This is a genomic window from Streptomyces sp. CNQ085 (assembly GCF_022614595.1).
Taxonomy (GTDB): Bacteria; Actinomycetota; Actinomycetes; order Streptomycetales; family Streptomycetaceae; genus Streptomyces.
The window spans coordinates 15,820-42,778 of the sequence record NZ_JAJFAU010000022.1 but is presented as its reverse complement, the minus strand read 5'-3'; the positions used below and the strand labels follow the sequence as shown (position 1 = coordinate 42,778).

The following is a 26,959-nucleotide window of genomic DNA, read 5'->3' as shown; positions in this document are numbered from 1 at the left end:
GGCCACCTCATGATCGTTGAGCTTCGACACCCCAATGATCACGAAGCCCGTGCCTGCTCTGCTATGCACCCCAACCGGTCACAGCCCGACCCAGCCGCACGACTCCGGAACTTGACCAAGCCCTGTGGTGGACGCCGTGCGGGGCCGGTCAGGCGGTGGCGGGGGTCGTGCGGGGCCGGTCAGACGGTGGCGGGGGCCGGCTCACCGCTCCGGCGGTCCCCCGTCCCTCCGGCGGGTGCGGTTCCGGCACCACCGGTGTCGTCGAGGGCGCCGGTGTCGTCGAGGGAGTCGATGTCGAAGCTCCGGGCGCCGCGGAAGGCGTCCAGGTCGAGGATCCTCTCGCGGGCCGCGACCACGACCGGGACCGCCGCCTGGCCGGCGACGTTGGTGGCCGTCCGGATCATGTCCAGGACCGGGTCGATCGCCAGCAGCAGACCCACGCCCTCCAGCGGCAGGCCGAGGGTGGAGAGGGTCAGCGTGGTCATCACGGTGGCACCGGTGAGACCGGCGGTGGCGGCCGATCCGATGACCGAGACGAAGGCGATCAGCACGTAGTCGGCGACGCCGAGGGAGATCCCGAAGATCTCCGCGACGAAGATCGCGGCGAGCGCCGGGTAGACCGCCGCACAGCCGTCCATCTTGGTGGTGGCCCCGAACGGCGCGGCGAATGAGGCGTACTCCCTGGGCACCCCGAGCCGTTCGATGGCCTTCTGGGTCACCGGCATGGTGCCGACCGAGGAGCGGGAGACGAAGCCCAGCTGGATGGCGGGCCAGGCGCCGCGGAAGAACTGCAGCGGGCTGACGCGGGCGGCCAGGGACAGCAGCAGCGGGTAGACACCGAACATCACCAGCAGGGAGCCGATGTAGACGTCGGCGGTGAAGGTGGCGTACTGGCCGATCAGGTCCCAGCCGTACTGGTCGATGGCACGGCCGATCAGGCCGAGGGTGCCCAGCGGGGCCAGCCGGATGACCCACCACAGGGCCTTCTGCAGCAGGGTGAGGGCCGACTCGGCGAAGGAGAGCAGTGGCGCCGCCTTCTCCCCGATCCGCAGCGCGGCGATGCCGGCGACGGCGGCCATGAAGACGATCTGCAGGACGTTCAGCTCGGTGAACGGTGTGACCACGTCGGTGGGGACGATCCCGGTGAGGAAGTCCAGCCAGGAACCGGCCTGTTCGGGTCGGGCACCGTCCTTCGGGGACAGTCCGGTGCCCTCGCCCGGGTTGGTCAGCAGACCGATCGTCAGGCCGATCCCGACGGCGACCAGCGAGGTGGCCATGAACCACAGCAGGGTGCGTCCGGCCAGCCGGGCCGCGCCCGAGACGTTCCGCAGGTTGGTGATGGAGACGGTGATGGCGAAGAAGACCAGCGGACCGACGGCCAGCTTCAGCAGCTGGACGAAGGTGCCGCCGACCCTGTCGAGGGCGGTGCTGAGCCAGGCGATGTCGCCGCTGCGGGCGGCCCAGCCCAGCAGGACTCCCAGGACCAGGCCGAGGAGGATCTGGGCCCAGAAGGGGACTCTGGCGAGGCCTGTGCGGCGCTTCGGCCCGGTGGACGCGGCGGCCTCGGTGGACGCGGCGGTCTTGCCGGACTCGCCGGGCGCGCTGGATGGCGTGTTGGAGGACACGGGCACACTCCGGTGGGACATGTGATGGGGACAGAGTTCTCGGGGGGGGGTTCTCCGGGTTCTGCGCGTGCGTCGGGAACACGACGGTCCCGGAGAACCGGGAAAGAGGGAAGAGCGCACCGGAGGAAACCCCGGCCGCCGTGGTCGCGCGGGGCTCAGCCGATGCGACAGGCCGCGGACAGGCAGCGGCAGAGGTCGACGTGCAGCCGGGCCACGAGCATCGTGCTCCTGGCCTGGGGAGTGGTGCGGGCTGCGCTCGTCATGGTCCTCACGCTAACACCGGGCCCCGGGGCTTCCCGGGCGCCGCCTGGCGGAATGGTTTCCGCCGACGCACAACGCCCCGCGGGGGAAGGGCATTCCCGGCGGGGCGTCGTGAGGGAGTGTGACGAGGGTTACGTGCGGCGAGGAGCCCGCCCTCAGTCCTCCTGGCTCTGGTTGGCGGCCAGCTTCCGCTTGGCATGGTCCACGCGCTCGGCGATCCGCACGGACATCTCGTCGCGCTGCCGGCGCAGCAGCACCAGGCTGAGCGGCGCGGAGACGACCATGGCGAGCATCAGCAGCCACAACGGGTTGGCCCTGCCGATGGCCTCGGGCAGGATGCCGACGTAGGCGAGCACCGCGACGACCACGAAGCAGGCGAGGAAGACGCCCAGTCGCATGGCCGTGTAGCGGAGCGTCGCGTGCGGCTTGCGGACCGGCGCGGCGGCGGACACGGTGTCCGGTCCGGTGGCCGGTCCGGTGTTCGTGGTGCCGGTCTCCGAGGTGCTGGTCACGGTGGTGGATCCTTTCGGCGTGGCCGGGTCAGCTGAGCCGGAGCCACATGGTGATGTCGTCCCGGAGGTCGTCGTCCGCGACGCGGATGGCATCGGGCACGCGTCCGACCTCCTTGTAGCCGCACGAGCCGTAGAAGTGCTCCAGCCCGAGCCCGCCCCGGCAGGTGAGCCGGATGCCGTGGACGCCGTCCATGCCCCGGGCGGCCTCCTCCACGGCGGCCATCAGGGCCCGGCCCTCACCCCGGCCCTGGCGCTCGGGGCTCAGCATCACGGTGTACAGCCACACCCAGTGTCGCATCAGCCGGTGTGTGTTCGGCATCAGGAAGGCGGTGCCCGCGACCCGGTCCTCCTCGTCGTACGCCGCCAGCAGCCGCGCCCGCCCCTCGGCCATCGCCGTCAGGTGCCGGGCCAGCTCGGGCCGCACCTCCTGGGCGGTCACCGGCGGTGCGAAGCCGACGGCGCCGCCCGCGTTGGTCACCCGCGCCCACAGGTCGCAGATTCCGTCGGCCAGCCGCCGGTCGACGGGAGGATCGAGTACGTACCGCAGTGTCATCGAGCCGTTCTCACCGGTGTTCCGTGTCACGCCCGGTGCCGGGTCACAGCCGCATCGGCTGCGGCGACTCACGCCGCGCCGGGTCCGGGCCGTCGTACTCGCGGACGATCTCGTAGCGGGTGTTGCGCTCGATGGGGCGGAAGCCGGCGTCGCGGATCAGCTCCAGCAGGTCCTCCCGGGTGAGCTTGTCGGGGGTGCCGTAGTTGTCCGCGTCATGGGTGATCTTGTACTCGACCACCGAGCCGTCCATGTCGTCCGCGCCGTGCTGGAGGGCGAGCTGGGCGGTCTGCACGCCGTGCATCACCCAGAACACCTTCACGTGCGGCACGTTGTCGAACAGCAGCCGCGAGACCGCGAAGGTCCTGAGCGCCTCCGCCCCGGTGGCCATGGTGGTGCGGGCCTGGAGCCGGTTGCGGACCTTGCCGTCCTTCATGTCCACGAAGTCGTGCTGGTAGCGCAGCGGGATGAAGACCTGGAAGCCGCCGGTCTCGTCCTGCAGTTCACGCAGCCGCAGCACGTGGTCGACGCGGTGGCGGGGCTCCTCGATGTGCCCGTACAGCATGGTGCAGGGCGTCTTGAGGCCCTTGGAGTGCGCCAGGCGGTGGATGCGCGACCAGTCCTCCCAGTGGGTGCGGTGGTCGACGATGTGCTGCCGCACCTCCCAGTCGAAGATCTCCGCGCCACCGCCGGTGAGCGACTCCAGTCCGGCGTCGATCAGCTCGTCGAGGATCTCTGAGGCCGACAGGCCCGAGATCGTCTCGAAGTGGTGGATCTCGGTGGCGGTGAACGCCTTCAGGGAGACGTCCGGCAGGGCCTTCTTCAGCTCCCGCAGCGAGCGCGGGTAGTAGCGCCAGGGCAGGGTGGGGTGGAGGCCGTTGACGATGTGGAGCTCGGTGAGGTTGTCGCCCTCCATCGCCCTGGCCAGCCGCACGGCCTCCTCGATGCGCATGGTGTACGCGTCCTTCTCCCCCGGCTTGCGCTGGAAGGAGCAGTAGGCGCACGAGGCCGTGCACACGTTGGTCATGTTCAGGTGGCGGTTGACGTTGAAGTAGACGACGTCGCCGTTCCTGCGGGTACGCACCTCGTGGGCGAGGCCGCCCAGCCAGGCCAGGTCGTCGGACTCGTACAGGGCGATGCCGTCCTCACGGCTCAGCCGCTCACCGGCGCGGACCTTCTCCTCCAGCTCGCGTTTGAGCCCAGCGTCCATGCCTCGCCGCCTCCTTGTTCGGTGTGTACGGGGTTGCGGGTCCTGCGGGGCCGTCCTTCACGGGCGGCTCATTGAGCCTACGCCTGCCCCGCCGCGCACCGGGCGGGGCCCCGGGGCGCGGGCGGGCGCGGTCACTCCTCGGTGGGCAGTACGCCGACCCGGTTCTCCCACTTGGTGGAGAGCACGATGGTGGTGCGGGTCCGCGAGACGCCCTTGGTGCCCGAGAGCCTGCGGATCGTCCGTTCCAGGCCGTCCACGTCGGTGGCGCGCACCTTGAGCATGAAGGAGTCGTCCCCGGCGATGAACCAGCAGTCCTCGATCTCCGCCTGGTCCCGCAGCCGCTCCACCACGTCCTCGTGGTCGACGGAGTCCGAGAGCTGGATGCCGATCAGAGCGGTGACGCCCAGGCCCAGGGAGGGGGCGTCCACGGTCGCGCGGTATCCGGTGATGACGCCGGCCGCCTCCAGCCGGTTGATGCGGTCGGTCACGCTGGGGCCGGAGAGGCCGACGAGTCGGCCCAGCTCCGCGTACGAGGCCCTGCCGTTCTCGCGCAGCGCCTGGATGAGCTGTCTGTCCACCGCGTCCATGCGTCCTGGTGCCTTCCGTCGTTCGGGCCGTCGTACGGGCTGTTCGGCTGTCGGATACCGCAAGAGCTTTCCGTAATCGAATCTAAGGCATCCGGGGGCATCGCCCTACGACTGCCTCTGTGCGCCCCCCAGCTCACCTTCCCATCGGCGGTAGAGATCGTGCGGAACGCCCAGTGCGTCCAGCGCGCGGCCGGCGACGAAGTCGACCAGTTCCTGGATCTGCGCCGCCCCCGCGTAGAACGCGGGCGAGGCCGGCAGCACCACGGCCCCGGCCTCGTCCAGGGTGACCAGGTGCCTGAGCGTCTGGCCGTTCAGCGGCGTCTCGCGCACGGCGACGACCAGCGGGCGGCGCTCCTTGAGCGTGACGCTCGCCGTGCGCTGGAGCAGGTCCTTGGAGAGTCCCAGGGCGATGCCCGCCACGGACGCGGTGGAGGCCGGGACGACGATCATGCCCCTGGCCGGGTACGAGCCGGAGGACGGCCCCGCGGCCAGGTCGCCGGCGGGCCAGTACCGTACGGTGCCGGGCGCGTCCGGCACCGAGCCGGTCCGGGAGCCGGGCTCGGGGACCGCCACGTCGTACGCGTCCGGGGAGCCGTCCGCGCCCCGGGCCAGCCAGCGGCGCAGGTCCTCGCGCCAGTGGGCGTCGCGGAAGGGGTGGCCGGTCTCGTCCAGCAGGGTCAGCCGGGAGGCCCGGCTGACCACCAGGTCCACGTCCTCGCCCGCCGCGAGCAGCGCGCGGATCACCGACGCGGCGTACGGCGTCCCGGACGCCCCGGATACACCGACGATCCACGGCCGTCGCACACTGTCCCTCACGGCACCGAGCCTAACGGCCGCCGTACCGCCCTCCCGCGCCGACCGGGGCACCCGGACCCTGGCCGTCTCCGTCTCCGAGGTAGTTGGATCGCCGCATGTCCCGTACGCCCCGCACGCCCATCGCGCACGCCGAGCGCCTCCCGCTCACCTCACGCACCCCAGGCACCTCCCGGAGCCCGCGCACCGGGCGCATGTGCCTGGCGGCGGCCGGCTGCGTCCTTCTGGTCGCCGCCGCCTGTGGGACTCCCCAGAAGAGCGGCGCCGAGGCCAGGGCCCGCCAGTCCGTCGAGAGGCTCGGCGAGTGGGAGACGGTGTCGGTCGCCGTGCGCGTCGAGGCCCCCGCCGACGAGATACACGCCTTCCTGCGGCGCAACCACGAGCGGGGCATGGGCCCGGCGGCCTCCCGCACCGACGCGCTGCTGCTGTCCCGGATGGAGACGGCGTTCGTGTTCGGCGCGGACAGGCCGCTGAAGGACCTCGGCCGGAAGGACAGGATCGACACGGCCGCGGCCGTGAACTTCGGCAACCGGGACGTGGCCGCCTACAAGTCGGTCGGCGCCGACTTCTACGTGCGTGCCGACTGGGCGCGGCTGGCGCACGAGACGGACCGGAGCCGCGAGACGGTGGTGCAGGCGGCCGAACTGGCCCGCTCGGCGGACGGCCTGCCGCCCTCCCTGGCCGCCGCCCGGGACATGCTCGAGGGCCGGTGGGTGCAGATAGACCCCGAGGAGTTCGACCACTTCGCGCGGGCGGTGGGCGGCAAGTACGGCGAGCGCGCCCAGCGGCTGGCCAACAGTGTGGACCTCCTGCAGAGCGCCCGGGCCCAGCACCATGTGATCGGCGCGGTGCGCCGGGCCCTGGACGACCACGCCGTCCTGCGGGACGCCGGGCGGGCGGACGGCACCGAGCGCGTCAGGGTGACGCTCCCGGCCCGCGAGGTCGCCGACGGCCTCGCGGAGGCGCTGGCCCCGCTGGAGGACCGCTTCGACGGGATCGGGTTCTCCTGGCTGGAGCGGGCTCCGGACCGGCGGGTCACGGCGGAGCTGGCACTGCGCGGCGGTGTCCTGTCGGGAATGACGGTGGACCTGGCGCAGTTCTCCGGGGAGACGGGCGTCGAGGGCTCGGCGGAGATACCGTTCACGATGTCCTTCGCGCCCGGTTCAGCGGTTCCGGTGAGGGCCCCGCGGGGAGCCAGGTGGCTGGATCCGCAGGACGTGATGGCCGCGGTGTTCTACGAGGAGCTGGGCTCGTCCCGGCCCTGAGTCGCCCCGGCCGGAACTACCGACACGTTCCGTGACGTTCTCAGGACGTACGCGGTGGTGGAACGGGCAGGCCGGAGGACGGCGGCGCTGCCGGCGTCGGCGGCGGTACCGGCAGTGGTGTCCGGGGTGCCGGGGATGCCGGGACCGACAGCGGTATCGAACGGGAGAGACCGGATGGTGTACGGACCGACGGCAGGGGCGTCCCGCCCCTCACGCGCCTCCAGAGCGATGTCGGCGGGGGTGCTGATGGCGTCCTGGGTGGCGCTGCTGTGGGTGCTGGAGGCCGTCGACGTGGCCACCGGCAACTCCCTGGACCCCTACGGCATCTCACCGCGCGAGACGGACGAGCTGGCCGACGTGGTACCGGCGGCTTTCCTGCACTTCGGCTGGGACCACGTGGCGGCCAACAGCCTGCCGCTGCTGGTACTGGGCTTTCTGGCGGCCGTACGCGGAATAGGCCGCTTCCTGGCCGTCTGTCTGACGATCATCGTCGTCAGCGGCCTCGGCGTCTGGCTCACCGCGCCGGAGAACTCCCTGACGGCGGGCGCCTCGGGCGTGGTCTTCGGTCTCTTCGGTTATCTGCTGGTGCGCGGTTTCGTCGACCGGGACGCACTCGACATAACCGTGGGCATCACGGTCGTGCTGCTCTACGGCTCGATCCTGTGGGGCGTGCTGCCCACGGCGCAGGGCGTCTCCTGGCAGGGGCATCTGTTCGGGCTGATCGGCGGGGTGCTGGCGGCGTTCTGGTTCCGCCGGTCGGCGCCGGTCTCGCGAGTCCGGCGGCAGATACCCTGACCACCAGTCCTGACCAGCCTTGACCTGATCGGCCGGACCGGACGGAACCGTCCCGCGACCGCACCGTCACACCGTCAGGCCGCGCAGCGCCAGATCGAGCAGGGCGCAGCCGAACAGCGCGATCCCGATGAAGCCGTTGACGGTGAAGAACGCCCGGTTCAGCCGGGACAGGTCGCCGGGCCGCACGATGGAGTGCTCGTAGACGAACGCCGCCACCACGACCGCCAGCCCCGCCCAGTACGGCGCGCCGGCCCCGGTCAGCACCCCGTACCAGGCCAGCAGCGCCACGGTGACGGCGTGGGAGCCGCGGGCCCCGTACAGCGCGGCGGCTATGCCGAAGCGCGCTGGGACGGACCGCACCCCGTGTGCCCGGTCGGCGGCCACGTCCTGGCAGCCGAAGATCAGGTCGAAGCCGCCGATCCACACGCCCACCGCCAGACCCAGGACCAGCGCCTCCCACGACCAGGCGCCGGTGACCGCGATCCAGGCGCCCGCGGGCCCCATGGCCTGCGCGAGCCCGAGTATGGCGTGCGGGAAGTCGGTGAACCGCTTTCCGTACGGGTAGACCACCATCGGCACCACGGCGACGGGCGCGAGCATCAGGCACAGCGGGTTCAGCAGCGCGGCGGCTCCCAGGAAGACGGCGAGCGCGACCAGTGCCCCGGCCCACGCGGTGCGCACCGACAGCGCCCCGGTGACCAGCTCGCGCCCCGCGGTCCGCGGATTGCGGGCGTCGATCTCCCGGTCGATGATCCGGTTGGCGGCCATCGCGAAGGTCCGCAGCCCCACCATCGCGACGGTGACCAGGAGCAGCTCCCGCCAGTGGACCGTGCCGTCGTCCAGGAACATCGCGGTGAGCGAGGCGATGTAGGCGAAGGGCAGCGCGAAGACCGAGTGCTCGATCATCACCAGCCGCAGGAACGCCCTGACCCGGCCGGCGGGCCGGGGACCCGCGGCGCCCTCGGTGAGGGCGCTCACAGCCCGTACTCCCGCCAGCGGCGGTCGACCTTCTCGGCCGTGTCGGGGTCGGACAGGACCATGTCCGGCCAGCCCCCGTCGCGTGTGTAGCCCTCCTCGGGCCACTTGGCGGTGGCGTCGATGCCCGCCTTACCACCCCAGAACTGCTGGTAGGAGGCGTGGTCCAGGTGGTCCACCGGTCCCTCGGTGAGGAGGAGGTCGCGGGCGTAGTCGGTGTTGCCCAGGGCGCGCCAGGCGACCTCGTGCAGATCGTGGACGTCGCAGTCGGAGTCGACCACCACGATCAGCTTGGTCAGCGACATCATGTGCGCGCCCCAGATGGCGGACATCACCTTCTGCGCGTGCTTGGGGTATTTCTTGTCGATCGAGATGATCGCGCAGTTGTGGAAGCCGCCCGCCTCGGGGAGGTGGTAGTCCACGATGTCCGGGACGATGATCTTCAGCAGCGGCAGGAAGAAGCGTTCCGTCGCCCGGCCCAGCGGCCCGTCCTCCGTCGGCGGGCGGCCCACGACGATGGACTGGAAGACCGGCCGTCTGCGCATCGTCACGCAGTCGATGGTCAGGGCCGGGAAGTCCTCCTGCGGCGTGTAGAAGCCGGTGTGGTCGCCGAACGGCCCTTCCGGGAGCATCCTGCCGGGCTCCAGCCATCCCTCCAGCACCACCTCGGCGCGGGCGGGGACCTGGAGCGGCACCGCCTTGCAGTCCACCATCTCCACCCGCCTGCCCTGGAGGAACCCGGCGAACAGGTACTCGTCGATGTCGCCCGGCAGCGGCGCGGTGGAGGCGTAGGTGACGGCGGGCGGGCAGCCGAAGGCGATGGCGACCGGCAGCCGCTCGCCGCGCCGTGCGGCCGCCTGGTAGTGGTTGCGGCTGTCCTTGTGGATCTGCCAGTGCATCCCGATGGTGCGCCGGTCGTGCCGCTGGAGGCGGTACAGGCCCAGGTTGCGGATGCCGGTCTCGGGGTCCTTTGTGTGGGTCAGTCCCAGGTTGAAGAAGGAGCCGCCGTCCTTCGGCCAGGTGAACAGCGCGGGCAGCTTCTCCAGGTCGACGTCGTCGCCGGTGAGGACCACCTCCTGGACGGGCGCCTCCTTCACCTTCCTCGGCGGTACGTGCGCCATCGCGCCGAGCTTGCCGAACGCCTCGCGCATCCCGACGAAGCCCTGCGGCAGCTCGGGGCGCAGCAGTCCGCCGATCTTCTCGCTGATGTCGTCGTAGGAGGACAGGCCCAGCGATTTGAGCGTGCGGCGGTCGGTACCGAAGACGTTCATCGCCAGCGGCATGCCGGAGCCCCTGACGTTCTCGAAGAGCAGCGCCGGACCGCCGGACTTCTGGACCCGGTCGACGATCTCCCCGACCTCCAGATGGGGATCGACCTCGGCCTTGATCCGTACCAGGTCGCCGTCGCGCTCCAGGGCCCGCAGCAGCGAGCGGAGATCGTCGTATGCCATACGGGCAAGTATCCGACACCGATTACCCTGGGCGTGTCACGGGGCCTCCTCCGGCTCCGGCCAGGCATCCCGGACCACGGGTCCGCACAGGGACCGGCACCTGCCGCACTACACGCTTCCAGGGGGCGTTGCCCAATGCTCAGGCTTCTTCCGACCGTTCTGATCCTGGCAGTGTGGATCTACGCCTTCATCGACTGCCTGAACACCCCCGAGGACGAGGTCCGCAAGCTGCCGAAGCTGGCATGGGTCTTCATCATCGTGCTCTTCGGCTCGGTGTTGTTCGGGCCCATCGCCTGGTTCCTGGCAGGACGGCCGCGCAGGAACGCGCCCTACGGCGCCACCCGCTCCGCCGAGCGCCGCTGGGTCGCGCCGGACGACAACCCCGACTTCCTGAAGTCGATCAACGAGCGCGGACGGCAGCGCCCCGAGACGCCGGAGCCGGAACGGAAGCGGGAGCCGGAGTCCGGTGAGGAGCGGGGCCGGAGGGACGGCAGGAAGGGCGGCAGCGCCGGCAGCGCCGACAGAGAGGCAGACAGGGAGAACGGCGGGCCGGAGGACACCACCCCGCCCGCCGCCTCCTGAGAGCGCGCCCGCGCCGTGTCACGCCGGGGCGGGGTCACACCCCGCCGTAGGAGTGCAGGCCGTCGAAGAAGACGTTGACGCCGTAGTAGTTGAACAGGAAGCACAGGAAGGCGATCAGCGCCAGGTACGCCGCCCTGCGCCCCTTCCAGCCCACCGTGGCACGGGCGTGCAGGTACGCCGCGTAGCCGACCCAGGTGATGAAGGACCAGGTCTCCTTGGGGTCCCAGCCCCAGTAGCGGCCCCAGGCGTTCTCGGCCCAGATGGCGCCAGCGATGATGGTGAAGGTCCAGAACGGGAAGACGGCGGCGTTGATGCGGTAGGCGAAGCCGTCCAGCGACGCGGAGCTGGGCAGCCGCTCCAGCACGGAGGTGGCGAGGGCGCCCGGCCGGCCGCCGGCCTCCAGCTTGGCCTCGTGGCGGTCCCGGAACAGGTACAGCAGCGTGGAGACCGCTCCGAGGTAGAACAGCGCGCCGCACACGATGGCCAGCGAGACGTGGATCCACATCCAGTACGAGTCGAGCGCCGGGACGAGCTGGTCGCTCTCGGTGTAGAAGACCACGATGGCCAGGCCCAGGTCGAGCAGCACGGTGGTGACCAGCGGCAGCCCGATCCAGCGGATGTCCCTCTTCGCCACCAGGAAGGCCAGGTAGGCGCCGACGGCGACCATCGAGAAGGCCGTCGAGAACTCGTACATGTTGCCCCAGGGGGCACGCTGGACCGACAGGGCGCGGGTGAGCACCGCGCCGAAGTGCAGCAGGAAGGCCAGCACGGTGAGCGAGACGGCGATCCGGCCGTACAGGTCACCCCGCTCGTCGCCGCCGTGCGCGCCCGGACCGTCCGGCACACCGGCCCGGCGGCCCGGGGCGGAGCGGGTGACGACCGCGGGCCGCTCCAGCACCTCCGTGCCGCCGCCGGAGGTCCGCACGGTGACGGAGACCCTGTCGGCGCCCTTCCCCGCGGCGGTGCTCCGGGCACCTGCGGGCTTTCCGGAACCGTCGGCGGTCAGCGCGGCGGCGGTGCGGGCCACCTTGCTGCGGCTGCCGAACACCCACTCCACGATGTGCGCGACGAAGGCCAGGGCGTACACGGCCATCGCCGACTTGATCAGCAGGTTGCTGAACTCGGCGAGACCCTCGTTGGCTGCGACGGCGATGTCCACTGGGTTCACTCGTTCTCTCCTCGTGACGAGGGGCCGGCGTCCTCGGTGGCAGCCGGTACGTCTTCCGCGGTCCCCCCTGTACTTCCCCCTGCGTCCCGGCCGGGGGCCGGTTCCGCCCCGTCCCGTTCCGCCGCGGGCGGCGCGTCGTCCTGGAGGGCGAAGGCCAGCTCGCCCAGTTCCTCGGGGAGCCGCGCGGACTCGCTGCGGCCCAGCCCGGCCATCTCCACCACGGTGACGCCGTCCGCGCCGCGCCGGGCGCGGACCCACACCCTGCGGCGCCGGACGAACAGCGAGCCGGCCAGGCCGAGCACGGCTGCGACGGCCCCGCCCAGCGCCCAGCCCTCCCCGGGCTCCTGGGAGATCTGGAAGCTGGCCCACTGCTCGACGCGGTCGAAGGTCAGGGTGCCCGCGCCCTCCGGCAGCTCCACCGACTCGCCGGGGCGCAGGTCGGCCCGGAACAGGTCGCCGTCCTCGGCCTCGAACTGCTCCATCTTGTCGGTGTCGAGCTGGTAGACGTTCTGCGGGAGCCCCGCGTCGACGCCCAGGTCACCGTGGAAGGCGTTGAGGGAGAGCACCGGGTAGTCCAGCTCGGGGAAGGTCGAGTGCGGTCCGCGCTCCGCGTCGATCCCGTAGGTGGGCGTGAAGATGCCCTGGAAGCCCAGCTGCTCCTTCTCGCCGTCCTTGTCGCGGTAGTCGGTGACCTTGATGACGCCCGTGGAGGTCAGGCCCAGGCTCTCCTGCGGCAGGAACGGCACCGGGCCCCGGTACGCCATCCTCCCCTGCCCGTCGGTGACGGTGACGACCGGCGCGTAGCCGTGGCCGACCAGGAAGACCTTGGAGTCGCCGACCTTCAGCGGGTGGTTGACCTCGATGGAGGTCTTCTCCTCGGGGCCGTCGGCGCCCTCCCAGTACGAGACGTCGGCGCGGAAGGTGCGCGCGGTGCCGCGCTGCGGGCCGGTGCGCTCGAAGGAGGCATGGAACTCCTCCAGCGTGAATCCGAAGACGTCCAGGTCGCCGGTGTCGTACAGCGACCCGGAGGTGAAGTCGTCGTAGTGGACGAGCGTGTTGGAGAACCCGTCACCCTCCACGACGAGCTTGCCGCCCTCGGAGTTCCACAGTTGCCCGGCCGCGAAGGCGAGCAGCATCACGATCAGCGAGATGTGGAAGACGAGGTTCCCGGCCTCGCGCAGGTAACCCTTCTCGGCCGCGACCGAGTCCCCCGAGCCGGGCCCGCCGGGCCCGTCCGGCCCTCCGTGCTCCTCGGCCGGGGAGATGCGGAAGCGGCGCCCCCGCAGCAGCGTCCGCGCCGCCCGGAGCACCCGCTCCGGCTCGGCCTCGGTGCGCCAGGTGGTGTGGGCGGGCATCCTGGTCAGCCGGCGCGGCGCCTGCGGCGGTCGGGAGCGGAGCTGGCCGGCGAACTGCCGGCTGCGCGGGAGGATGCAGCCGATGAGCGAGACGAACAGCAGGATGTAGATCGCGGAGAACCACACCGAGCTGTAGACGTCGAAGAGCTGGAGTCTGTCGTAGACCTCCGCCAGCGTCCCGTTGCGCTCCCTGAAGTCCCGCACGGCGAAGGCGTCCGCGCCGTTCTGGGGGATCAGCGAGCCGGGGACGGCGGCGAGCGAGAGCAGGAAGAGCAGGATCAGCGCGACCCGCATCGAGGTGAGCTGCCGCCAGAACCAGCGGGCCCAGCCCACCGGCCCCAGAACGGGGATGTCGACCGCCGGGTCCTCGCGGGGGGCCGTGGAGATCCGGCCGCCCGTCTCCCGTTCCTCGGCGTCGGCCCGGGTGTCCTCGGGGGCGTTCCCGACATCGGCTGTGGGCATCTCAGATCCCTACGGTGAAACTGGAGGTCCAGGTGAGCATTTCGGTCAGCAGCAGGTCCCACACACCGGTGAGCATCAGAACCCCCAGCGCGACCAGCATCCCCCCGCCGATCCGCATGACCCACACATAGTGCCGCTTGACCGCGGCGAAGGCGCCGATCGCCCGCCGGAAGGCCACCGCCGCCAGTATCAGCGGCAGGCCCAGACCCAGGCAGTAGACGACCGTCAGCAGCGCCCCCCGCCCCGCGCTCGCCTCGTTGAACGCCAGCACGTTGACGGCGGCCAGTGTGGGTCCCAGACACGGGGTCCAGCCGACACCGAAGAGCACACCGAGCACGGGGGCCCCGGCCAGGCCCACGGCCGGTCTGCGGTGGAAGCGGAACTCGCGCTGCCCGACCCCCCTGAGCAGCCCCGCGAAGAGCAGGCCCATGGCGATCAGGACAACGCCCAGGATCCGGCTGATCGTCTCCTGGTGCTCCAGGAGGGTCTGGCCGAAGTATCCGAAGAGGGCGCCGCCCGAGACGAAGACCGCCGTGAAGCCCGCGACGAACAGGGAGGAGCCGATCACCATCCGCCCTCTGCGCGCCTCGGCCAGGTCGGCGCCCCCGATCCCCGTGACGTAGGAGAGGTAGCCGGGGACGAGCGGCAGGACACAAGGGGAGAAGAACGACACCAGCCCGCCCAGCAGGGCGACGGGGACCGCCAGGAGCAGACCGCCGGTCAGGACGGTCTCGTTGACCCCCGTGGCCGAGGCGAGGTGGAGCATCCCTCTCACTTCTCCTCGACCAGGGGGTCGATCATGGAGCGGAGTTCCTCCTCGCCGAGCGGCTTGAGAGCCCGGGCGGCGATCCTCCCCTCCCGGTCGAGGACGAGGGTGGAGGGGATGGCCTGCGGGTTGAGGCTGCCCTTGGGGAAGCGCAGCAGGAGCTTGCCCGAGGGGTCGTAGAGGCTGGGGTAGGGCACCTCGTACTCCTCCTCGAAGCGCTGGGCCGGGACACGGTCGAGGTCACGGGTGTTGATCCCGACGAACCGCACCCCCTGGTCCTCGGTCTCCCCGGCCACCCTCACCAGGTGCGGCATCTCGGCGCGGCAGGGCGGGCACCACGACCCCCAGACGTTGAGGACCACGACGTCGCCCCGGTAGTCGGCGACGTCCAGCCGCTTCCCGTCCACCGTCTCGCCGGAGAGCTCGGGGGCGGGCTCGCGGTCGGCCGGCTCCACCTCGGTGACCGCGCCCGTTCCGTCCACGTAGTTCTTGCCGGAACCGCTGCTCTGCTCCTGACCGCCCTCACCGCCGCAGCCCGACAGGAGCAGCGCGCAGACCGCCGCGGCGGTGACGGCCGCGGACCGCCGGGATCGGCCTGGGGAGCCGGTAGCGCGAAGAAACATGTGAAAAGTTTCCCATGGGCCTCGCGCAGGCGTTCCCCCACCCCCGCCAAAAGGCCCCACCGGGCGATAACCTGACAACTCCCCCTGTCCGGATGTGACTTGCGTCACCCCTGGATGCGGTCGCCGGGCGGCCGCGACCGGCTCCGGAACCGCCGCCCCGCGGCCCTTCGCGGGACGGCGGCGCGAACCGGTCAGGCGCCGAACCCGGGGCCCTTGCCCCCCTGCCCCCCGGCCGGCTTCGCCCCGGCCCTCAGATGCGGCGGCACCAGATCGCGAGCCGGCTCGCTGTAGCCGACCGAGACGATCCGGTCGCCGACGAAGGTGAAGGTGGTCAGCGACGCCAGGGTGCACTGCCGCCTGCGCGGGTCGTGCCACAGCCGACGGCGCTCGACGAAGCTGCGCACCGTCCAGATCGGCAGCTGGTGGCTGACGCACAGCGCCTCGTGGCCGCGGGCGGCGTCCCGGGCGGCCTCCAGCGCCGCCATCATCCGCACCACCTGGTCGATGTACGGCTCGCCCCACGACGGGCGGAAGGGGTTGCGCAGGTGCGGCCAGTTGGCGACCCGCCGCAGGGCTCCGTCACCGACGCCGAAGGTCTTGCCCTGGAAGATGTTCTCCGCCTCGATCAGCCGCTCGTCACCGGCCACGTCCAGGCCGTGGGCCTCGGCGATCGGCGAGGCGGTCTCCTGGGCGCGCTCCAGCGGGGAGGCGACGACATGGGAGATGTCGCGCCCGGCCAGGTGCTCGGCGACCCGCTCGGCCATACGGCGGCCCAGGTCGGAGAGGTGGTATCCGGGCAGGCGCCCGTAGAGGATCCCCTTGGGGTTCTCCACCTCGCCGTGCCGCATCAGGTGGACGACGGTGCGCCTGCCGCCGCCGTGCTGCTCGCGCTCCCCCGCCGTCTCGCCGGTGACCGCCACGTCCGCCGGATCCGTCATGCCCGCGGGATCCGCCGACTCCGCCGGGGTCGGGACGCCCCCGCTCGGCTCGCCGGTCATGCCCCCTCCTCCGTGGCCGCGGCCCGCGCGGCGGCGCGTGCGGCCGACGGCAGGGCGGCGGCGATCCGCTCGACGGCCCGGCCGTCGTGGGCGGTGGAGACGAACCAGGACTCGAAGGCCGAGGGCGGCAGATAGACCCCCTGGGCCAGCATCTCGTGGAAGAAGGCGGTGAAGCGGAACGACTCCTGACGCCGGGCCGCGTCGTAGTCCGCCACGTCCTCGTCGGTGAAGAAGACCGAGAACATGTTGCCCGCGCTCTGCAGCCGGTGCGCCACGCCCTCCTCGGCCAGCGCCTCGGCGACCAGCGTGCGGATCTCGGCGGAGACGGCGTCCAGCCGCTCGTACGCCGTGTCGTCCAGCAGGCGGAGCTGGGCGAGGCCGGCGGCGGTGGCGACCGGGTTCCCGGACAGGGTGCCGGCCTGGTAGACGGGGCCGGCGGGGGCGAGATGGGCCATCACGTCGGCCCGGCCGCCGAAGGCCGCGGCCGGGAAGCCGCCGCCCATCACCTTGCCGAAGGTCATCAGATCCGGCACGACGCCGTCCAGGCCGTACCAGCCGGCCTTCGAGACGCGGAATCCGGTCATCACCTCGTCCGAGACGTACAGCGCGCCGTTCTCCTCGCACAGGCGCCTGAGCCCGGCGTTGAAGCCCTCGCGCGGCGGCACGACGCCCATGTTGCCCGGCGACGCCTCGGTGATCACGCAGGCGATCTCGCCGGGGTGCGCGGCGAAGGCGGCGGCGACCGAGTCCAGATCGTTGTACGGCAGTACCAGCGTGTCCCCGGCCTGCGCGCCCGTCACACCGGGGGTGTCGGGCAGGGCGAAGGTGGCCACGCCCGAGCCGGCGGCGGCCAGCAGCGCGTCGACGTGGCCGTGGTAGCAGCCCGCGAACTTGACCACCTTGGCCCGCCCGGTGAAGCCGCGCGCCAGGCGGATCGCGGACATCGTGGCCTCGGTGCCGGAGGAGACCAGCCGCACCCGGTCGACGGGGGCGACGCGGGCGACGATCTCCTCGGCCAGCTCGACCTCGCCCTCGCCGGGCGTACCGAAGGACGTGCCGCGCGCGACCGCCGCGCGGGCCGCCTCGACCACGGCGGGGTGGGCGTGCCCGAGGACCATCGGACCCCAGGAGCACACGAGGTCCACGTACTCACGTCCGTCGGCGTCGGTGAGGTACGGACCGGTACCGGACACCATGAAGCGGGGCGTACCACCCACGGCGCGGAAGGCGCGCACCGGCGAATTCACGCCTCCGGGCGTCACGGCGGCGGCGCGGTCGTACAGCGACTGCGATACTGGGGCATCGTACGGATAGCTCACGCAAGCCATGGTCTCAGAGCCTCGCGCGCATGTGCGGCCGGGCGTTTCACAGCCCGCCAGAAGGGGAGGTCTCTGGAAGTCTCTGAGACGATGATCTGGTTGCGCGGCGGGGGCCGCAAGTGGTCGGGTGGTGACATGCAGCGCGGTGGCGGACTGGGCGAGGGCGCGGGGGACTTGGGCCGGGGACCCAGGCGGGCGCGGGGGCGCCACCGGCGGGACCGCGACGCGAGGGCGGTCGGCGAGACCGGCGGAGCGGCCGGAGCCGGTACCGCCGGGGCCGAGGGTACGGAGACGAGGAGCAGCAAGGGTGGCCGGGTGGGGGTGACCTACAAGTACTTCGGCGCGCCGGACGGCGCCACAGCCGCCCGTGTGCCCATCACGATGCGCCCGGACGAGCTGGGCGGGGACGAGCTGGGTCACGGCATGTTCACCAGGATCAAGCCGGAGACGATGGCCGCCATGGTCCTCACCGGCATCGAGGGCGTCCCGCTGCACAGGGTGCCGCCCCTGGAGCTGGTCGTCCTCCACTCCGACTACGCCGTGGTCAAGCTCCCCATGACGGTCGTCGACCCGCTGCGCGGTGTCGGGGAGGAGTCGGTGGGCGCCGCCGCCTTCATCTGGTCCACCGTGCCCGACCGGGGCGGCCCGTGCGACGCCTTCGGCGTCTACCGGCTCCTGCACGAGTGGCAGGACTTCAGCCACCGGCTCCACGAGGCCGGCCACCAGCCGTACTGCCTGGTCTGGCCCTGAGGGCCCCGTCGCGGGAGCGCGGGCCGGGCCGGCCGGGGCCTCGCCGATCGCACACACGCCGCGAGGCGGGTGAACCGGCCGCCCTATCCTTCGAGGCGATCCCGACCGGGAACGCCCGCCACCCTGCGAGGAGCCCCTCATGTCCCTGCCCGCCGAGCAGCAGCCCACCGCCGTCGTCACCGGCGCGAGCAGCGGTATCGGCACCGCCGCCGCGCGCCGACTGGCCGCCGCCGGGTACCGCACCGTGCTCACCGCCCGCCGCGCCGACCGCCTGGAGGAACTCGCCGCCGAGCTGAACGCCGGCGGGCACCGGGCCGAGGCGCACCCCCTGGACGTCACCGACCGCGCCGCCGTGGACGCCTTCGCCTCCCGGCTCGGCGCCCTCGCCCCCGGCAGCGTGCTGGTCAACAACGCCGGCGGCGCCCTGGGCCTGGACCCCGTGGCCACCGCCGACCCCGCCGACTGGCAGTCGATGTACGAGGTCAACGTGCTGGGCACGCTCCACGTGACACAGGCCCTGCTCCCGGCCCTGACCGCCTCCGGCGACGGCACCGTGCTCGTGCTCTCCTCCACCGCGGGCCACGGCACCTACGAGGGCGGCGCCGGATACGTCGCCTCCAAGCACGGCGCCCACGTCCTGGCCGAGACCCTGCGCCTGGAGCTGTGCGGGCAGCCGGTGCGCGTCGTCGAGATCGCGCCCGGCATGGTGCGCACCGAGGAGTTCTCCCTCACCCGCTTCCGCGGCGACGCCCAGAAGGCGGCGAAGATCTACGAGGGCGTCGCCGAACCGCTGACCGCCGAGGACGTGGCCGACACCGTCGTCTGGGCCGTCACCCGCCCCCCGCACGTCAACGTCGACCTGCTGGTCGTCCGCCCCCGCGCCCAGGCGTCCAACACCAAGGTGCACCGCGAGCGCTGAACGACGGGTCCGCCCCCGGAGCCCGGAGACCTCAGAGCCGCTCGGGGGTGCGGATGCCCAGCAGCGCCATGCCCTGCCGCAGGGTGCGGGCCGTCAGGTCGCACAGGAAGAGCCTGTTCTCCCTGACCGCCTCCGACTCCGCCCGGATCACCGGGCACCGGTCGTAGAACGTCGTGTAGAGCGAGGCGAGCTGGTAGAGGTACGCGGCCAGCCTGTGCGGCTCGTACGTCTCGGCCACCCCCGCCAGCGTCTCGGCGAACTCGTCCAGGTGCAGGCCCAGCGCCCGCTCGGCCGGGGCCAGTTCCGCCTCCGGGTGCGCGGCGGGCCGCGCATCGCCCGCCTTGCGCAGGATCGACTGGATCCGGGCGTAGGCGTACTGGAGGTAGACGCTGGTGTCGCCGTTGAGCGAGACCATCCGGTCCAGGTCGAAGACGTAGTCGCGTGACATGGACGTCGACAGGTCGGCGTACTTCACCGCGCCGATGCCCACCTGGGCGCCGCGTTCGGCGATCTCCTCCTCCGTCAGCTCCAGACCGCCCTGCTCCGCCTTCTCCCGCACCACGGCCGTGGCCCGCCCGACGGCCTCGCCCAGCAGGTCCACCAGCCGGACCGTCTCGCCCTCACGGGTCTTGAAGGGCTTTCCGTCCTTGCCCAGCACCGTGCCGAAGGCGAGCTGCCGCGCGGCGCCCTCGGGCAGCCAGCCGGCCCGGCGCGCGGTCTCGAAGACCATCTTGAAGTGCAACGCCTGCCGGGCGTCCACCACGTACAGCAGGGTGTCGGCGCCCAGTTTCCCCGTCCGGTCGCGGATGGCGGCCAGGTCGGTGGCGGCGTAACCGAAACCGCCGTTGGACTTCTGCACGATCAGGGGGACGGGCTTGCCGTCGGGGCCCTTGACGTCGTCGAAGAACACACACAGCGCGCCCTCGGAGCGGACCGCGACGCCGCCGTCCTCCAGCTCCTTCACGACCTGCTGGAGATCGTCGTTGTAGGCGCTCTCGCCGACCACGTCGGCGTCGCGGATCTCCACGTCGAGCTGGTCGTAGACCGCGTGGAAGTAGATCATCGACTCGCCGACGATCCTCCGCCACATCTCCAGCGTGGTCCGGTCGCCGCTCTGCAGGAGCACCACCCGGTCGCGGGCCCGCGCCTTGAACTCCTCGTCGGAGTCGAACAGCGCACGGGACGCCTTGTAGAGCCGGTTCAGCCGGGACATCGCGGCCTCACCGGACGCGCCGGGGCCGCCGGTCTCCTCGCCGGAGGCGTGGTCCAGCTCGTGCGGGTGCTCGACCAGGTACTGGATGAGCATGCCGAACTGCGTGCCCCAGTCCCCGATGTGGTGCCGCCGGACCACCTTCTCGCCCCGGTGCTCCAGGATCTGCACGATCGCGTCGCCGATCACTGTCGAGCGCAGGTGCCCGACGTGCATCTCCTTGGCCACGTTGGGCTGCGAGTAGTCGATGACGGTGGTGCCGGGCCGCTCGGCGTACGGCACGCCCAGCCGCTCGTCGGCCGCCCGCGCCGCCAGCGTCCGCACGATCGCGGCGTCGGAGACGGTGATGTTGAGGAAGCCGGGTCCGGAGACCTCGACGCCGGCGATCTCGTCCGCCTCCGGCATCGCCTCGGCCACCCTGCCCGCCAGCTCCCGCGGGTTGCCCCCCAGTTTCCTGGCCAGCGCCAGCATCCCGTTGGCCTGGAAGTCCGCCCGGTCGCTGCGTCGCAGCATGGGATCTCCCCAGCTCGAAGAGCGAGAGGAAGGGTCGGCACCCAATGCCACAGCCTCCGGCAGGGCTGCCGAGAGGGCGTCCGCGACGCGCTGGTGGACGGTTGCGGCAAGGGAGGGGACCGAGGCCATGAAGAAGTGCCGTTCCTCTGAGTGGGGTTTACCGGATCGGTCCAGTATCCCACGCGGCCCGCCGCCGGGGCGCGCGCTCGTCACGGGCGCGGGGCCCGTACCGCGTCTGAAACAATGGAGCCGTCATCTTGGACACCACAGCTTGGACACCACAGCCAGGAAAGGGACGTGCCGACCGTGGCTCAGAGCACAGAGGCCGACTGGGTCTCCCGCATCGCGGACGAGGTCATCGCCGAGGCGGAGCGCCGCGCCCCCGGCAAACCGGTCGTCTGCGCCTCGGGCCTGAGCCCCTCCGGCCCCATCCACCTGGGCAACCTCCGCGAGGTCATGGTGCCGCACCTCGTCGCCGACGAGATCAAGCGGCGGGGCGTGCCCTGCGAGCACATCCTGTCCTGGGACGACTACGACCGCTTCCGCAAGGTCCCGGCGGGCATCGACGGCGTCGACGCCTCGTGGTCCGAGCACATCGGCAAGCCGCTCACCCTGGTGCCCGCGCCTCCCGGCAGCGAGCACTCCAGCTGGGCCGAGCACTTCAGGGCCGCCATGGTGCGAGCGCTGGACGAACTGGGCGTCGAGGTGCGCGGCATCAGCCAGACGGAGATGTACACCTCCGGCGCGTACACCGAGCAGGTCCTCTTCGCCATGCGCGAACGCGCCCGCATCGACGCCGTCCTGGACCGCTACCGCACCAAGGTCACGCCCGAGAGCGCCGCGAAGACCCCGAAGAAGCAGGGCAAGCCCATGGACGACGCGGAGGTCGAGGCCGCCGAGGGCTCGGGCGCCGCGGGCGAGGACGACGGCAGCACGGGCGACGCCGGGTACTTCCCGTACAAGCCGTACTGCTCCGTCTGTGACCGCGACCTGACGACGATCACCGCGTACGACGACGAGAGCACGCGGATGACGTACGTGTGCCGGTGCGGCAACGAGGAGACGGTGCCGCTGTCGGAGCACCGCCGCGGCAAGCTGGTCTGGAAGGTCGACTGGCCGATGCGCTGGGCGTACGAGGGCGTGGTCTTCGAACCCTCCGGCGTGGACCACCAGTCCCCCGGCTCCTCCTACGTCGTCGGCGGACAGCTGGTACGGGAGATCTTCGGCGGCGAGCAGCCGATCGGCCCGATGTACGCCTTCGTCGGCATCAGCGGCATGGCGAAGATGTCCAGCTCCAAGGGCGGGGTGCCCACCCCGCTCGACGCGCTGGAGATCATGGAGGCCCCGCTGCTGCGCTGGCTGTACGCCCGCCGCCGCCCGAACCAGTCCTTCAAGATCGCCTTCGACCAGGAGATCCAGCGGCTCTACGACGAGTGGGACGCCCTGGAGCGCAAGGTCGCCGAGGGCGCCGCGCAGCCCGCGGACGCCGCCGCGCACCGCCGTGCCACCACCACGGCCGGCGGCGAACTGCCCCGCACCCCGCGCCCGCTGCCGTACCGCACACTGGCCTCGGTCGCGGACATCACCACCGGGGACGAGGTGCAGACGCTGCGCATCCTGAGCGAGCTGGACCCGGACAACCCGGTGGGCTCCCTGGACGAGACGCGTCCGCGCCTGGACTGCGCGCAGCGCTGGATCAGCACCCACGTCCCGGCCGAGCAGCGCACCCGGGTGCGCGAGGAGCCGGACACCGAACTGCTGGCCTCGCTCGGCGACGACGCGCGCGAGTCGCTGCGGCTGCTGCTGGAGGGCCTGGACGACCACTGGTCGCTGGACGGTCTGACCACGCTGGTCTACGGCGTGCCCAAGGTCCGGGCGGGCCTGTCGCCGGAGGCCAGGCCGACGCCGGAGCTGAAGGTGGCCCAGCGCGCCTTCTTCGCTCTGCTGTACAGGCTGCTGGTGGGCCGCGACACCGGCCCGCGGCTGCCCACGCTGCTGCTGGCGGTCGGCGCGGACCGGGTGCGCAAGCTGCTGGGCGCCTGACGCCGGCGCCCCCCGTGCCGGGGCCCGGGCACGGGGCCTTCCGCACTCGGAGCGGGAGGGCCGGCCTCCCGGCCCGGGGGCTCGGCTCCCTGCCGGACGGAGCCGGCCACCCGGCGGGCGGTCAGCCCCCCAGGCCCGTCCGGTACCGGTCCTTGAACTCGTGTACGTAGGGGCGGAGGTAGGACTCGCTGAGGGGACCACCGTTGGCGTCCTTGATGCCCTCGTCCAGGAGTGTCAGAGCGAGCTGGTGAGGGTTGGGGAAGTCGCTCTTCTCCACGATGTACCTGTGGTAGGCCCGGTAGTAGGCGTCCTCGCGGGGCGTCCCGTCCGGTATGCCGACGGGTTCGTCGGCTATTTCCGCCTCCGCTTCCGGCCGGGCTGTACGCTGCGCCGGCACGGGAGCGGAGCGGCTGTCCGACGGCGCCCCGCCCAGCGGGCGGTGGGGCCCACCCGGATTGGCCGGGTCCCTCGGGATCGTCAGCCCGGTCACGGGGGCCTCCTCCGGCTCGGACCGGTTCCGGGGCGCCGCCTCCGGCACGGTCTCCGGCGCCGGAGCCACCCTTTCCGCCGGTGCGGCCCGCACATAGGTGACCGCCTCCCGTGTGGAAGGCACCGGCCCTTGCCCGGCCTCCATCACCGCGCCCCCTCTCTCCCCGGCGGTCCGCCAGGACGGCGGAAGCAGCTCGTGCCGCTCCTGTCCGGCCGCCTCCGCGGCCGGGGTTCCGTCCGGCCCGGGACCGGATTCCCCGCCGGCCGCCCCGCCGGGCGCGGGCGCCCGCTCCGCGGACGTCCCCGCGGTGAGCGCCTCGGCCGGCGCGGTCCTCCCGCTCTCGACCGCGGCCTTCCCGCCCGCGGCGGTCAGCGCCCGCGGGTCGATGCCGGCGGCGGCCAGCCCGGCCGGGCCGGTCTCCGCCAGCGGTACCCCGTACCGCGCCAGCCGCAGCGGCATCAGCGCCTCCACCGGCGCCCGCCGTTTCCAGGCCCGCCCGTAGCGCGCCCGCAGCCGCGCCTCGTAGATGAGGCGGTCCTGCTCCATGCGGATGACCTGGTCGTAGGAGCGCAGCTCCCACAGCTTCATCCGGCGCCACAGCCGGAAGGTGGAGGGGAAGGCCAGCAGCCAGCGCGAGAGCCGCACGCCCTCCATGTGCTTGTCGGCGGTGATGTCGGCGATCCGGCCGACCGCGTGCCGTGCGGCCTCCACCGCGACGACGAACAGCACCGGGATCACCGCGTGCATCCCGACCCCCAGCGGATCGGGCCAGGCGGCGGCGCCGTTGAAGGCGATGGTGGCGGCGGTCAGCAGCCAGGCGGTCTGCCGCAGCATCGGGAAGGGGATGCGGATCCAGGTCAGCAGCAGGTCCAGAGCGAGCAGCACCACGATCCCGGCGTCGATGCCGATGGGGAAGAACGGAGCGAAGCCGCCGAACCCCTTCTGCTCGGCGAGGTCGCGGACGGCGGCGTACGATCCGGCGAAACCGATCGCCGCGATCACCACCGCCCCGGCGACGACCACGCCGATGAGTATTCGGTGGGTGCGTGTCAGGTCCACTGCTGTGTCCTCGCGAGATCGTCGTCGGTCGTCGGCGCCGGTGCCCGCCGCCCGGCCGGGGCGGTGGGGGACGGCGGGGGACGGGGAACTGAAGGTCCCCGAGGGGAAGACAGGGTACGCGCGGCGGGTGACGGGGCGGAGGAGGGCCCCGGCCCGGTCACTTGACGGCCTTGACGGCCTCCTTCGCCGCCTTCTCCGCGTTCTCGCGGATGTCCTCCGCCTTCGGCGTCTCACCGGTCTCGAAGCCGGCGCCCTCGTAGTCCACGGTCACCACGACGTTGCCGGTGATGACGACGACCCGCTGCTCGCGGTACTCCTCGGTCTTCTTGTCGTCCTTGCGCTCGGTCTCGAAGGCTATGGACGTCGCCTGGTCGCCGACCCCGTCGAGCGCGGTGTCCTTGACCTTCTCGTTCTCCTCGTCCTGCGAGACGGCGGCCACCTGCCGGCCGGCGTACTCGGCGGCCCGCTCGCTGCCGCTGCCGAGCGTCACATCGGAGTCGAACCGCTTGAGGGAGACGGTGAGCGCCCGGTACTGGTAGTCGTCCAGCCCGCTCCACAGACAGGTGCCGTAGCCGTCGGTGTCCTTGGAACCGAGGTTCTTGCCCTTCTTCTTCGCCTCGGGCACCACGTCGCCGACCGTGTCCTCCGAGAGGGTCTCGCACGGGTCGGGCAGGGTGGTGAACTTCACCGGCGCCGGGGTCGGGGACGCGCTCGGGGCGGATGCGCTGGGCGAGGGCTTGGCGGAGTCGTCGCCACCGGAGCCGGAGGAGCAGCCCGCGGCCAGCAGCATGGGCACGGCGGCGCAGGCGAGGGTGCGGACGGCGGTGCGCGTGGCGTTACGGTGCATGGTTCCTTCGCTTCCGGATGTGCTGGGCGCCGGGCACGCCCTGTCGGACGGCACGACGGTACGCCGATCGGGCGATGACACCGCAGCAGCCTAGAGCGGCCGCGGGTCCTGCCGGGCGGCGCCGGGGCGGGGTGTGTCCGTCGTCTCAGTTCCGGTGGGGGCGCGGGGCGGGTGGGGCGGGGCACGGGGGCGGGCCGGTGAGCGGGTGTCAGGCCTCGAACCCCCCGACGAGCCGACCGGCCAGCCTCAGCGCCCTCTCCTGCAGTTCGGCGCTGTCGGGCAGCCTGCGCTCGTCCGTCATCCACTGCTCGTACTCGACGGTGACGATGACGTTCCCGGTGCGGAAGACCAGGGTGATGTCGCGGTGGACGCCCGAGTCCGCGGTGACCAGTTCGTCGTCGATGTACGCGGCGTCCCCGATGTCCTCCAGGGGGCGCGGGGCAGGCGCCGCGCTGGGCGTGGGCTGCGGAACGGCGACCTCAGGTTCGTCGCCGCCGCCGCTCTCCGTGGGCTCGGCGCTCCCCGTCCCGGTCGCCCTGCCGGAGTCCTCGCCGCCGTCCCCGGCCTCCTCCGCGCCGTCCCCGTCCCCGCCCGTTTCCTTCCCGGAACCGGGGGTCTCCTCGTCCGCGGGCGGCGAGGGCGGGATGCCCGCCTCCAGCGCCATGTCCTCGTACAGGCGCGCCGCCCGCTCGTCGTCGCTGACGGCGGGGTCGTAGGACACCACCCGCTCGAAATCGACCAGGAGGTGGCGGCTGCCCAGGCCGGTGGAGTTCTTCCAGCGGCAGCCGACCCGGCGGTCGTCGTCGTAGGTGACGGTCTGCTCGCCCTCGTACACCGCCGGGGTCTCGTCGCCACTCTCCGCGCCGTTCTCCGGGGAGGCGCTCTCCGCGCCCGGCAGCATCGCCCGCAGGAGTCCGGTGTCGACCGCGCCGCAGGGCTCGGGCAGATCGCGGTAGGTACCGGGCGGGGCCGTGGCGGCGGTGCCGACCGTGCCGGGCTTGCTGTCGGCCGCGGAGCCGCCCGCGCCGGAGCCGCCGGTGCAGCCCACGGCCCCGACGGCCAGCACGGCGACGAGCGCCGCGCCGGTGGCGTATGCCTTCCGCTGCACTGCCCAACTCCTCATGTCCACGCGAACACTCGAGAACACGTTGCCGTCATACGACCACAACAGAACACAATGTCTATCGCACGGTCTCCGTCACACGCGCCGCGGGACCCTCGCCCATCGGCGCATATGCAGCATTACGTCCGTCTTCCGTGTGCGGACGTACCCGGATCGCGCGCGATCCGTACGCGGTTCGCACGCACACGGCAGGGCGTGCTCGCACTTCTCCGCCAGGCTTTCGCCAGGCCTTCGCTATGGGGATGAACGAACATGTCGTACGCCGAGGTTCCCGGGGCACGGGTGCCGATCCGGGTGTGGGCCGGCCCCTCCGGCGTCGAGGACGGTGCGATGCGGCAGCCGCGCAACACCTCGACGCTCCCGTGGACCAGGGGCCTGGCGGTCATGCCCGACGTCCACTACGGCAAGGGGGCCACCGCCGGCTCGGTCATCACGATGGAGGGCGCGGTCTGCCCGGCGGCGGTCGGCGTGGACATCGGCCGCGGCAGGTCGTCTGCGTCAAGGACTGACGCGCCCGGGCCCCGTCCGGCCCGGGCGTGACCGGTGGTGGCGAGCCCGTGAAGATCACCGACACGTCCGTGGAACTCACCATCACCACGGACGGTCTCCCCAGCGACTGACCCCGCTCCCACGGGCCGGAGTCTCGGGCCGGACCAACCCGGCCGGCCCTGGGCACGCCCGGGGCCGG

Annotated in this window: 24 protein-coding genes and 1 pseudogene; 7 read left to right on the top strand and 18 right to left on the bottom strand. The window is 72.2% G+C overall.

Annotated features, from left to right (window positions below; all coding sequences use genetic code 11):
* Positions 1-179 precede the first annotated feature (179 nt).
* From LJ221_RS06775 to LJ221_RS06750, 6 genes are all read right to left on the bottom strand, one after another.
* Complete coding sequence (locus tag LJ221_RS06775) at positions 180-1,625, bottom strand: dicarboxylate/amino acid:cation symporter (protein WP_241714611.1); 1,446 nt, start codon at positions 1,623-1,625, stop codon at positions 180-182.
* Between the two features lie 416 nt (positions 1,626-2,041).
* On the bottom strand, positions 2,042-2,338 hold the full coding sequence (locus LJ221_RS06770) for a DUF4229 domain-containing protein (protein ID WP_374228394.1): 297 nt from the start codon (positions 2,336-2,338) through the stop codon (positions 2,042-2,044).
* Positions 2,339-2,426: 88 nt separating this feature from the next.
* Positions 2,427-2,951, bottom strand: a complete 525-nt coding sequence (locus tag LJ221_RS06765) for a GNAT family N-acetyltransferase (protein ID WP_241714610.1) — start codon at positions 2,949-2,951, stop codon at positions 2,427-2,429.
* A 43-nt stretch (positions 2,952-2,994) separates the two neighbouring features.
* Positions 2,995-4,158: an aminofutalosine synthase MqnE gene (gene mqnE / locus LJ221_RS06760; RefSeq protein WP_241714609.1), complete on the bottom strand. Its 1,164-nt coding sequence runs from the start codon at positions 4,156-4,158 to the stop codon at positions 2,995-2,997.
* A 131-nt stretch (positions 4,159-4,289) separates the two neighbouring features.
* Positions 4,290-4,745: an Lrp/AsnC family transcriptional regulator gene (locus LJ221_RS06755; RefSeq protein ID WP_241714608.1), complete on the bottom strand. Its 456-nt coding sequence runs from the start codon at positions 4,743-4,745 to the stop codon at positions 4,290-4,292.
* A gap of 105 nt (positions 4,746-4,850) precedes the next feature.
* The gene (locus tag LJ221_RS06750; RefSeq protein WP_241714607.1) at positions 4,851-5,561 is read right to left on the bottom strand and encodes a UbiX family flavin prenyltransferase; all 711 of its coding nucleotides are present in this window, start codon (positions 5,559-5,561) and stop codon (positions 4,851-4,853) included.
* A 95-nt stretch (positions 5,562-5,656) separates the two neighbouring features.
* On the opposite strand from LJ221_RS06750, the gene LJ221_RS06745 reads away from it, so the two are divergent.
* Positions 5,657-6,823, top strand: a complete 1,167-nt coding sequence (locus LJ221_RS06745) for a hypothetical protein (RefSeq protein WP_241714606.1) — start codon at positions 5,657-5,659, stop codon at positions 6,821-6,823.
* 174 nt (positions 6,824-6,997) lie between these two features.
* A complete protein-coding gene (locus tag LJ221_RS06740; protein WP_241714605.1) occupies positions 6,998-7,618 on the top strand; it encodes a rhomboid family intramembrane serine protease in 621 nt (206 codons plus the stop codon).
* A 66-nt stretch (positions 7,619-7,684) separates the two neighbouring features.
* Here the strand turns inward: LJ221_RS06740 and mqnP are convergent, their stop codons facing one another.
* Both mqnP and LJ221_RS06730 read right to left on the bottom strand, forming a co-directional pair.
* Positions 7,685-8,596, bottom strand: coding sequence for a menaquinone biosynthesis prenyltransferase MqnP (gene mqnP, locus LJ221_RS06735; protein WP_241714604.1), 912 nt, complete (start codon positions 8,594-8,596; stop codon positions 7,685-7,687).
* Entirely contained in the window at positions 8,593-10,044 is a 1,452-nt protein-coding gene (locus LJ221_RS06730; protein WP_241714602.1) for a menaquinone biosynthesis decarboxylase, read from the bottom strand. The genes mqnP and LJ221_RS06730 overlap by 4 nt, the downstream gene beginning before the upstream one ends.
* Before the next feature lie 135 nt (positions 10,045-10,179).
* Between LJ221_RS06730 and LJ221_RS06725 the strand changes: the two genes are divergently transcribed.
* The gene (locus LJ221_RS06725; RefSeq protein WP_241714600.1) at positions 10,180-10,626 is read left to right on the top strand and encodes a PLD nuclease N-terminal domain-containing protein; all 447 of its coding nucleotides are present in this window, start codon (positions 10,180-10,182) and stop codon (positions 10,624-10,626) included.
* A 34-nt stretch (positions 10,627-10,660) separates the two neighbouring features.
* Here LJ221_RS06725 and ccsB read toward each other — a convergent pair whose 3' ends face one another.
* The 6 genes from ccsB to hemL all read right to left on the bottom strand — a co-directional run bounded on the left by ccsB (position 10,661) and on the right by hemL (position 17,326).
* Positions 10,661-11,785: a c-type cytochrome biogenesis protein CcsB gene (ccsB, locus tag LJ221_RS06720; protein ID WP_241714617.1), complete on the bottom strand. Its 1,125-nt coding sequence runs from the start codon at positions 11,783-11,785 to the stop codon at positions 10,661-10,663.
* Positions 11,786-11,790: 5 nt separating this feature from the next.
* On the bottom strand, positions 11,791-13,611 hold the full coding sequence (locus LJ221_RS06715; protein ID WP_241714599.1) for a cytochrome c biogenesis protein ResB: 1,821 nt from the start codon (positions 13,609-13,611) through the stop codon (positions 11,791-11,793).
* Between the two features lies 1 nt (position 13,612).
* On the bottom strand, positions 13,613-14,377 hold the full coding sequence (locus LJ221_RS06710) for a cytochrome c biogenesis CcdA family protein (protein WP_241714598.1): 765 nt from the start codon (positions 14,375-14,377) through the stop codon (positions 13,613-13,615).
* Between the two features lie 5 nt (positions 14,378-14,382).
* A complete protein-coding gene (locus tag LJ221_RS06705) occupies positions 14,383-15,000 on the bottom strand; it encodes a TlpA disulfide reductase family protein (RefSeq protein ID WP_241714597.1) in 618 nt (205 codons plus the stop codon).
* Between the two features lie 191 nt (positions 15,001-15,191).
* Positions 15,192-15,848 (bottom strand): histidine phosphatase family protein, encoded by a 657-nt coding sequence (locus LJ221_RS06700; protein WP_241714615.1) that lies wholly within the window; start codon positions 15,846-15,848, stop codon positions 15,192-15,194.
* A gap of 146 nt (positions 15,849-15,994) precedes the next feature.
* Positions 15,995-17,326 (bottom strand): glutamate-1-semialdehyde 2,1-aminomutase, encoded by a 1,332-nt coding sequence (gene hemL, locus LJ221_RS06695; protein ID WP_241714596.1) that lies wholly within the window; start codon positions 17,324-17,326, stop codon positions 15,995-15,997.
* A 126-nt stretch (positions 17,327-17,452) separates the two neighbouring features.
* Between hemL and LJ221_RS06690 the strand changes: the two genes are divergently transcribed.
* A complete protein-coding gene (locus LJ221_RS06690; RefSeq protein ID WP_241714614.1) occupies positions 17,453-18,067 on the top strand; it encodes a hypothetical protein in 615 nt (204 codons plus the stop codon).
* A gap of 139 nt (positions 18,068-18,206) precedes the next feature.
* Positions 18,207-18,986, top strand: coding sequence for an SDR family NAD(P)-dependent oxidoreductase (locus LJ221_RS06685; protein ID WP_241714595.1), 780 nt, complete (start codon positions 18,207-18,209; stop codon positions 18,984-18,986).
* A 31-nt stretch (positions 18,987-19,017) separates the two neighbouring features.
* On the opposite strand, the gene argS is transcribed toward LJ221_RS06685, so the two are convergent.
* A complete protein-coding gene (argS, locus tag LJ221_RS06680; RefSeq protein WP_241714594.1) occupies positions 19,018-20,838 on the bottom strand; it encodes an arginine--tRNA ligase in 1,821 nt (606 codons plus the stop codon).
* A gap of 177 nt (positions 20,839-21,015) precedes the next feature.
* Here argS and lysS point away from each other — a divergent pair, with 177 nt between their 5' ends.
* Positions 21,016-22,752, top strand: coding sequence for a lysine--tRNA ligase (lysS, locus tag LJ221_RS06675; RefSeq protein WP_241714593.1), 1,737 nt, complete (start codon positions 21,016-21,018; stop codon positions 22,750-22,752).
* Positions 22,753-22,873: 121 nt separating this feature from the next.
* Here the strand turns inward: lysS and LJ221_RS06670 are convergent, their stop codons facing one another.
* The 3 genes from LJ221_RS06670 to LJ221_RS06660 form a co-directional block, all read right to left on the bottom strand.
* Positions 22,874-24,295, bottom strand: a complete 1,422-nt coding sequence (locus tag LJ221_RS06670) for a DUF2637 domain-containing protein (protein WP_241714613.1) — start codon at positions 24,293-24,295, stop codon at positions 22,874-22,876.
* Positions 24,296-24,458: 163 nt separating this feature from the next.
* On the bottom strand, positions 24,459-25,148 hold the full coding sequence (locus tag LJ221_RS06665) for a DUF3558 family protein (protein WP_241714592.1): 690 nt from the start codon (positions 25,146-25,148) through the stop codon (positions 24,459-24,461).
* Positions 25,149-25,356: 208 nt separating this feature from the next.
* Entirely contained in the window at positions 25,357-26,256 is a 900-nt protein-coding gene (locus LJ221_RS06660; RefSeq protein WP_241714591.1) for a hypothetical protein, read from the bottom strand.
* Between the two features lie 267 nt (positions 26,257-26,523).
* On the opposite strand from LJ221_RS06660, the pseudogene LJ221_RS06655 reads away from it, so the two are divergent.
* Positions 26,524-26,790, top strand: a pseudogene (locus LJ221_RS06655) (RtcB family protein); the annotation flags it as partial.
* Positions 26,791-26,959: the final 169 nt, after the last annotated feature.

Coding starts and splice junctions, on each gene's coding strand:
- mqnE (WP_241714609.1), bottom strand. CDS start 4,158: ATGGACGCTGGGCTCAAACGCGAGCTGGAGGAGAAGGTCCGCGCCGGT.
- argS (WP_241714594.1), bottom strand. CDS start 20,838: ATGGCCTCGGTCCCCTCCCTTGCCGCAACCGTCCACCAGCGCGTCGCG.
- LJ221_RS06755 (WP_241714608.1), bottom strand. CDS start 4,745: ATGGACGCGGTGGACAGACAGCTCATCCAGGCGCTGCGCGAGAACGGC.
- LJ221_RS06700 (WP_241714615.1), bottom strand. CDS start 15,848: ATGCGGCACGGCGAGGTGGAGAACCCCAAGGGGATCCTCTACGGGCGC.
- hemL (WP_241714596.1), bottom strand. CDS start 17,326: ATGGCTTGCGTGAGCTATCCGTACGATGCCCCAGTATCGCAGTCGCTG.
- LJ221_RS06745 (WP_241714606.1), top strand. CDS start 5,657: ATGTCCCGTACGCCCCGCACGCCCATCGCGCACGCCGAGCGCCTCCCG.
- LJ221_RS06685 (WP_241714595.1), top strand. CDS start 18,207: ATGTCCCTGCCCGCCGAGCAGCAGCCCACCGCCGTCGTCACCGGCGCG.
- LJ221_RS06725 (WP_241714600.1), top strand. CDS start 10,180: ATGCTCAGGCTTCTTCCGACCGTTCTGATCCTGGCAGTGTGGATCTAC.
- LJ221_RS06690 (WP_241714614.1), top strand. CDS start 17,453: ATGCAGCGCGGTGGCGGACTGGGCGAGGGCGCGGGGGACTTGGGCCGG.
- LJ221_RS06665 (WP_241714592.1), bottom strand. CDS start 25,148: ATGCACCGTAACGCCACGCGCACCGCCGTCCGCACCCTCGCCTGCGCC.
- LJ221_RS06740 (WP_241714605.1), top strand. CDS start 6,998: ATGGTGTACGGACCGACGGCAGGGGCGTCCCGCCCCTCACGCGCCTCC.
- LJ221_RS06710 (WP_241714598.1), bottom strand. CDS start 14,377: ATGCTCCACCTCGCCTCGGCCACGGGGGTCAACGAGACCGTCCTGACC.
- LJ221_RS06705 (WP_241714597.1), bottom strand. CDS start 15,000: ATGTTTCTTCGCGCTACCGGCTCCCCAGGCCGATCCCGGCGGTCCGCG.
- LJ221_RS06730 (WP_241714602.1), bottom strand. CDS start 10,044: ATGGCATACGACGATCTCCGCTCGCTGCTGCGGGCCCTGGAGCGCGAC.
- LJ221_RS06765 (WP_241714610.1), bottom strand. CDS start 2,951: ATGACACTGCGGTACGTACTCGATCCTCCCGTCGACCGGCGGCTGGCC.
- LJ221_RS06715 (WP_241714599.1), bottom strand. CDS start 13,611: ATGCCCACAGCCGATGTCGGGAACGCCCCCGAGGACACCCGGGCCGAC.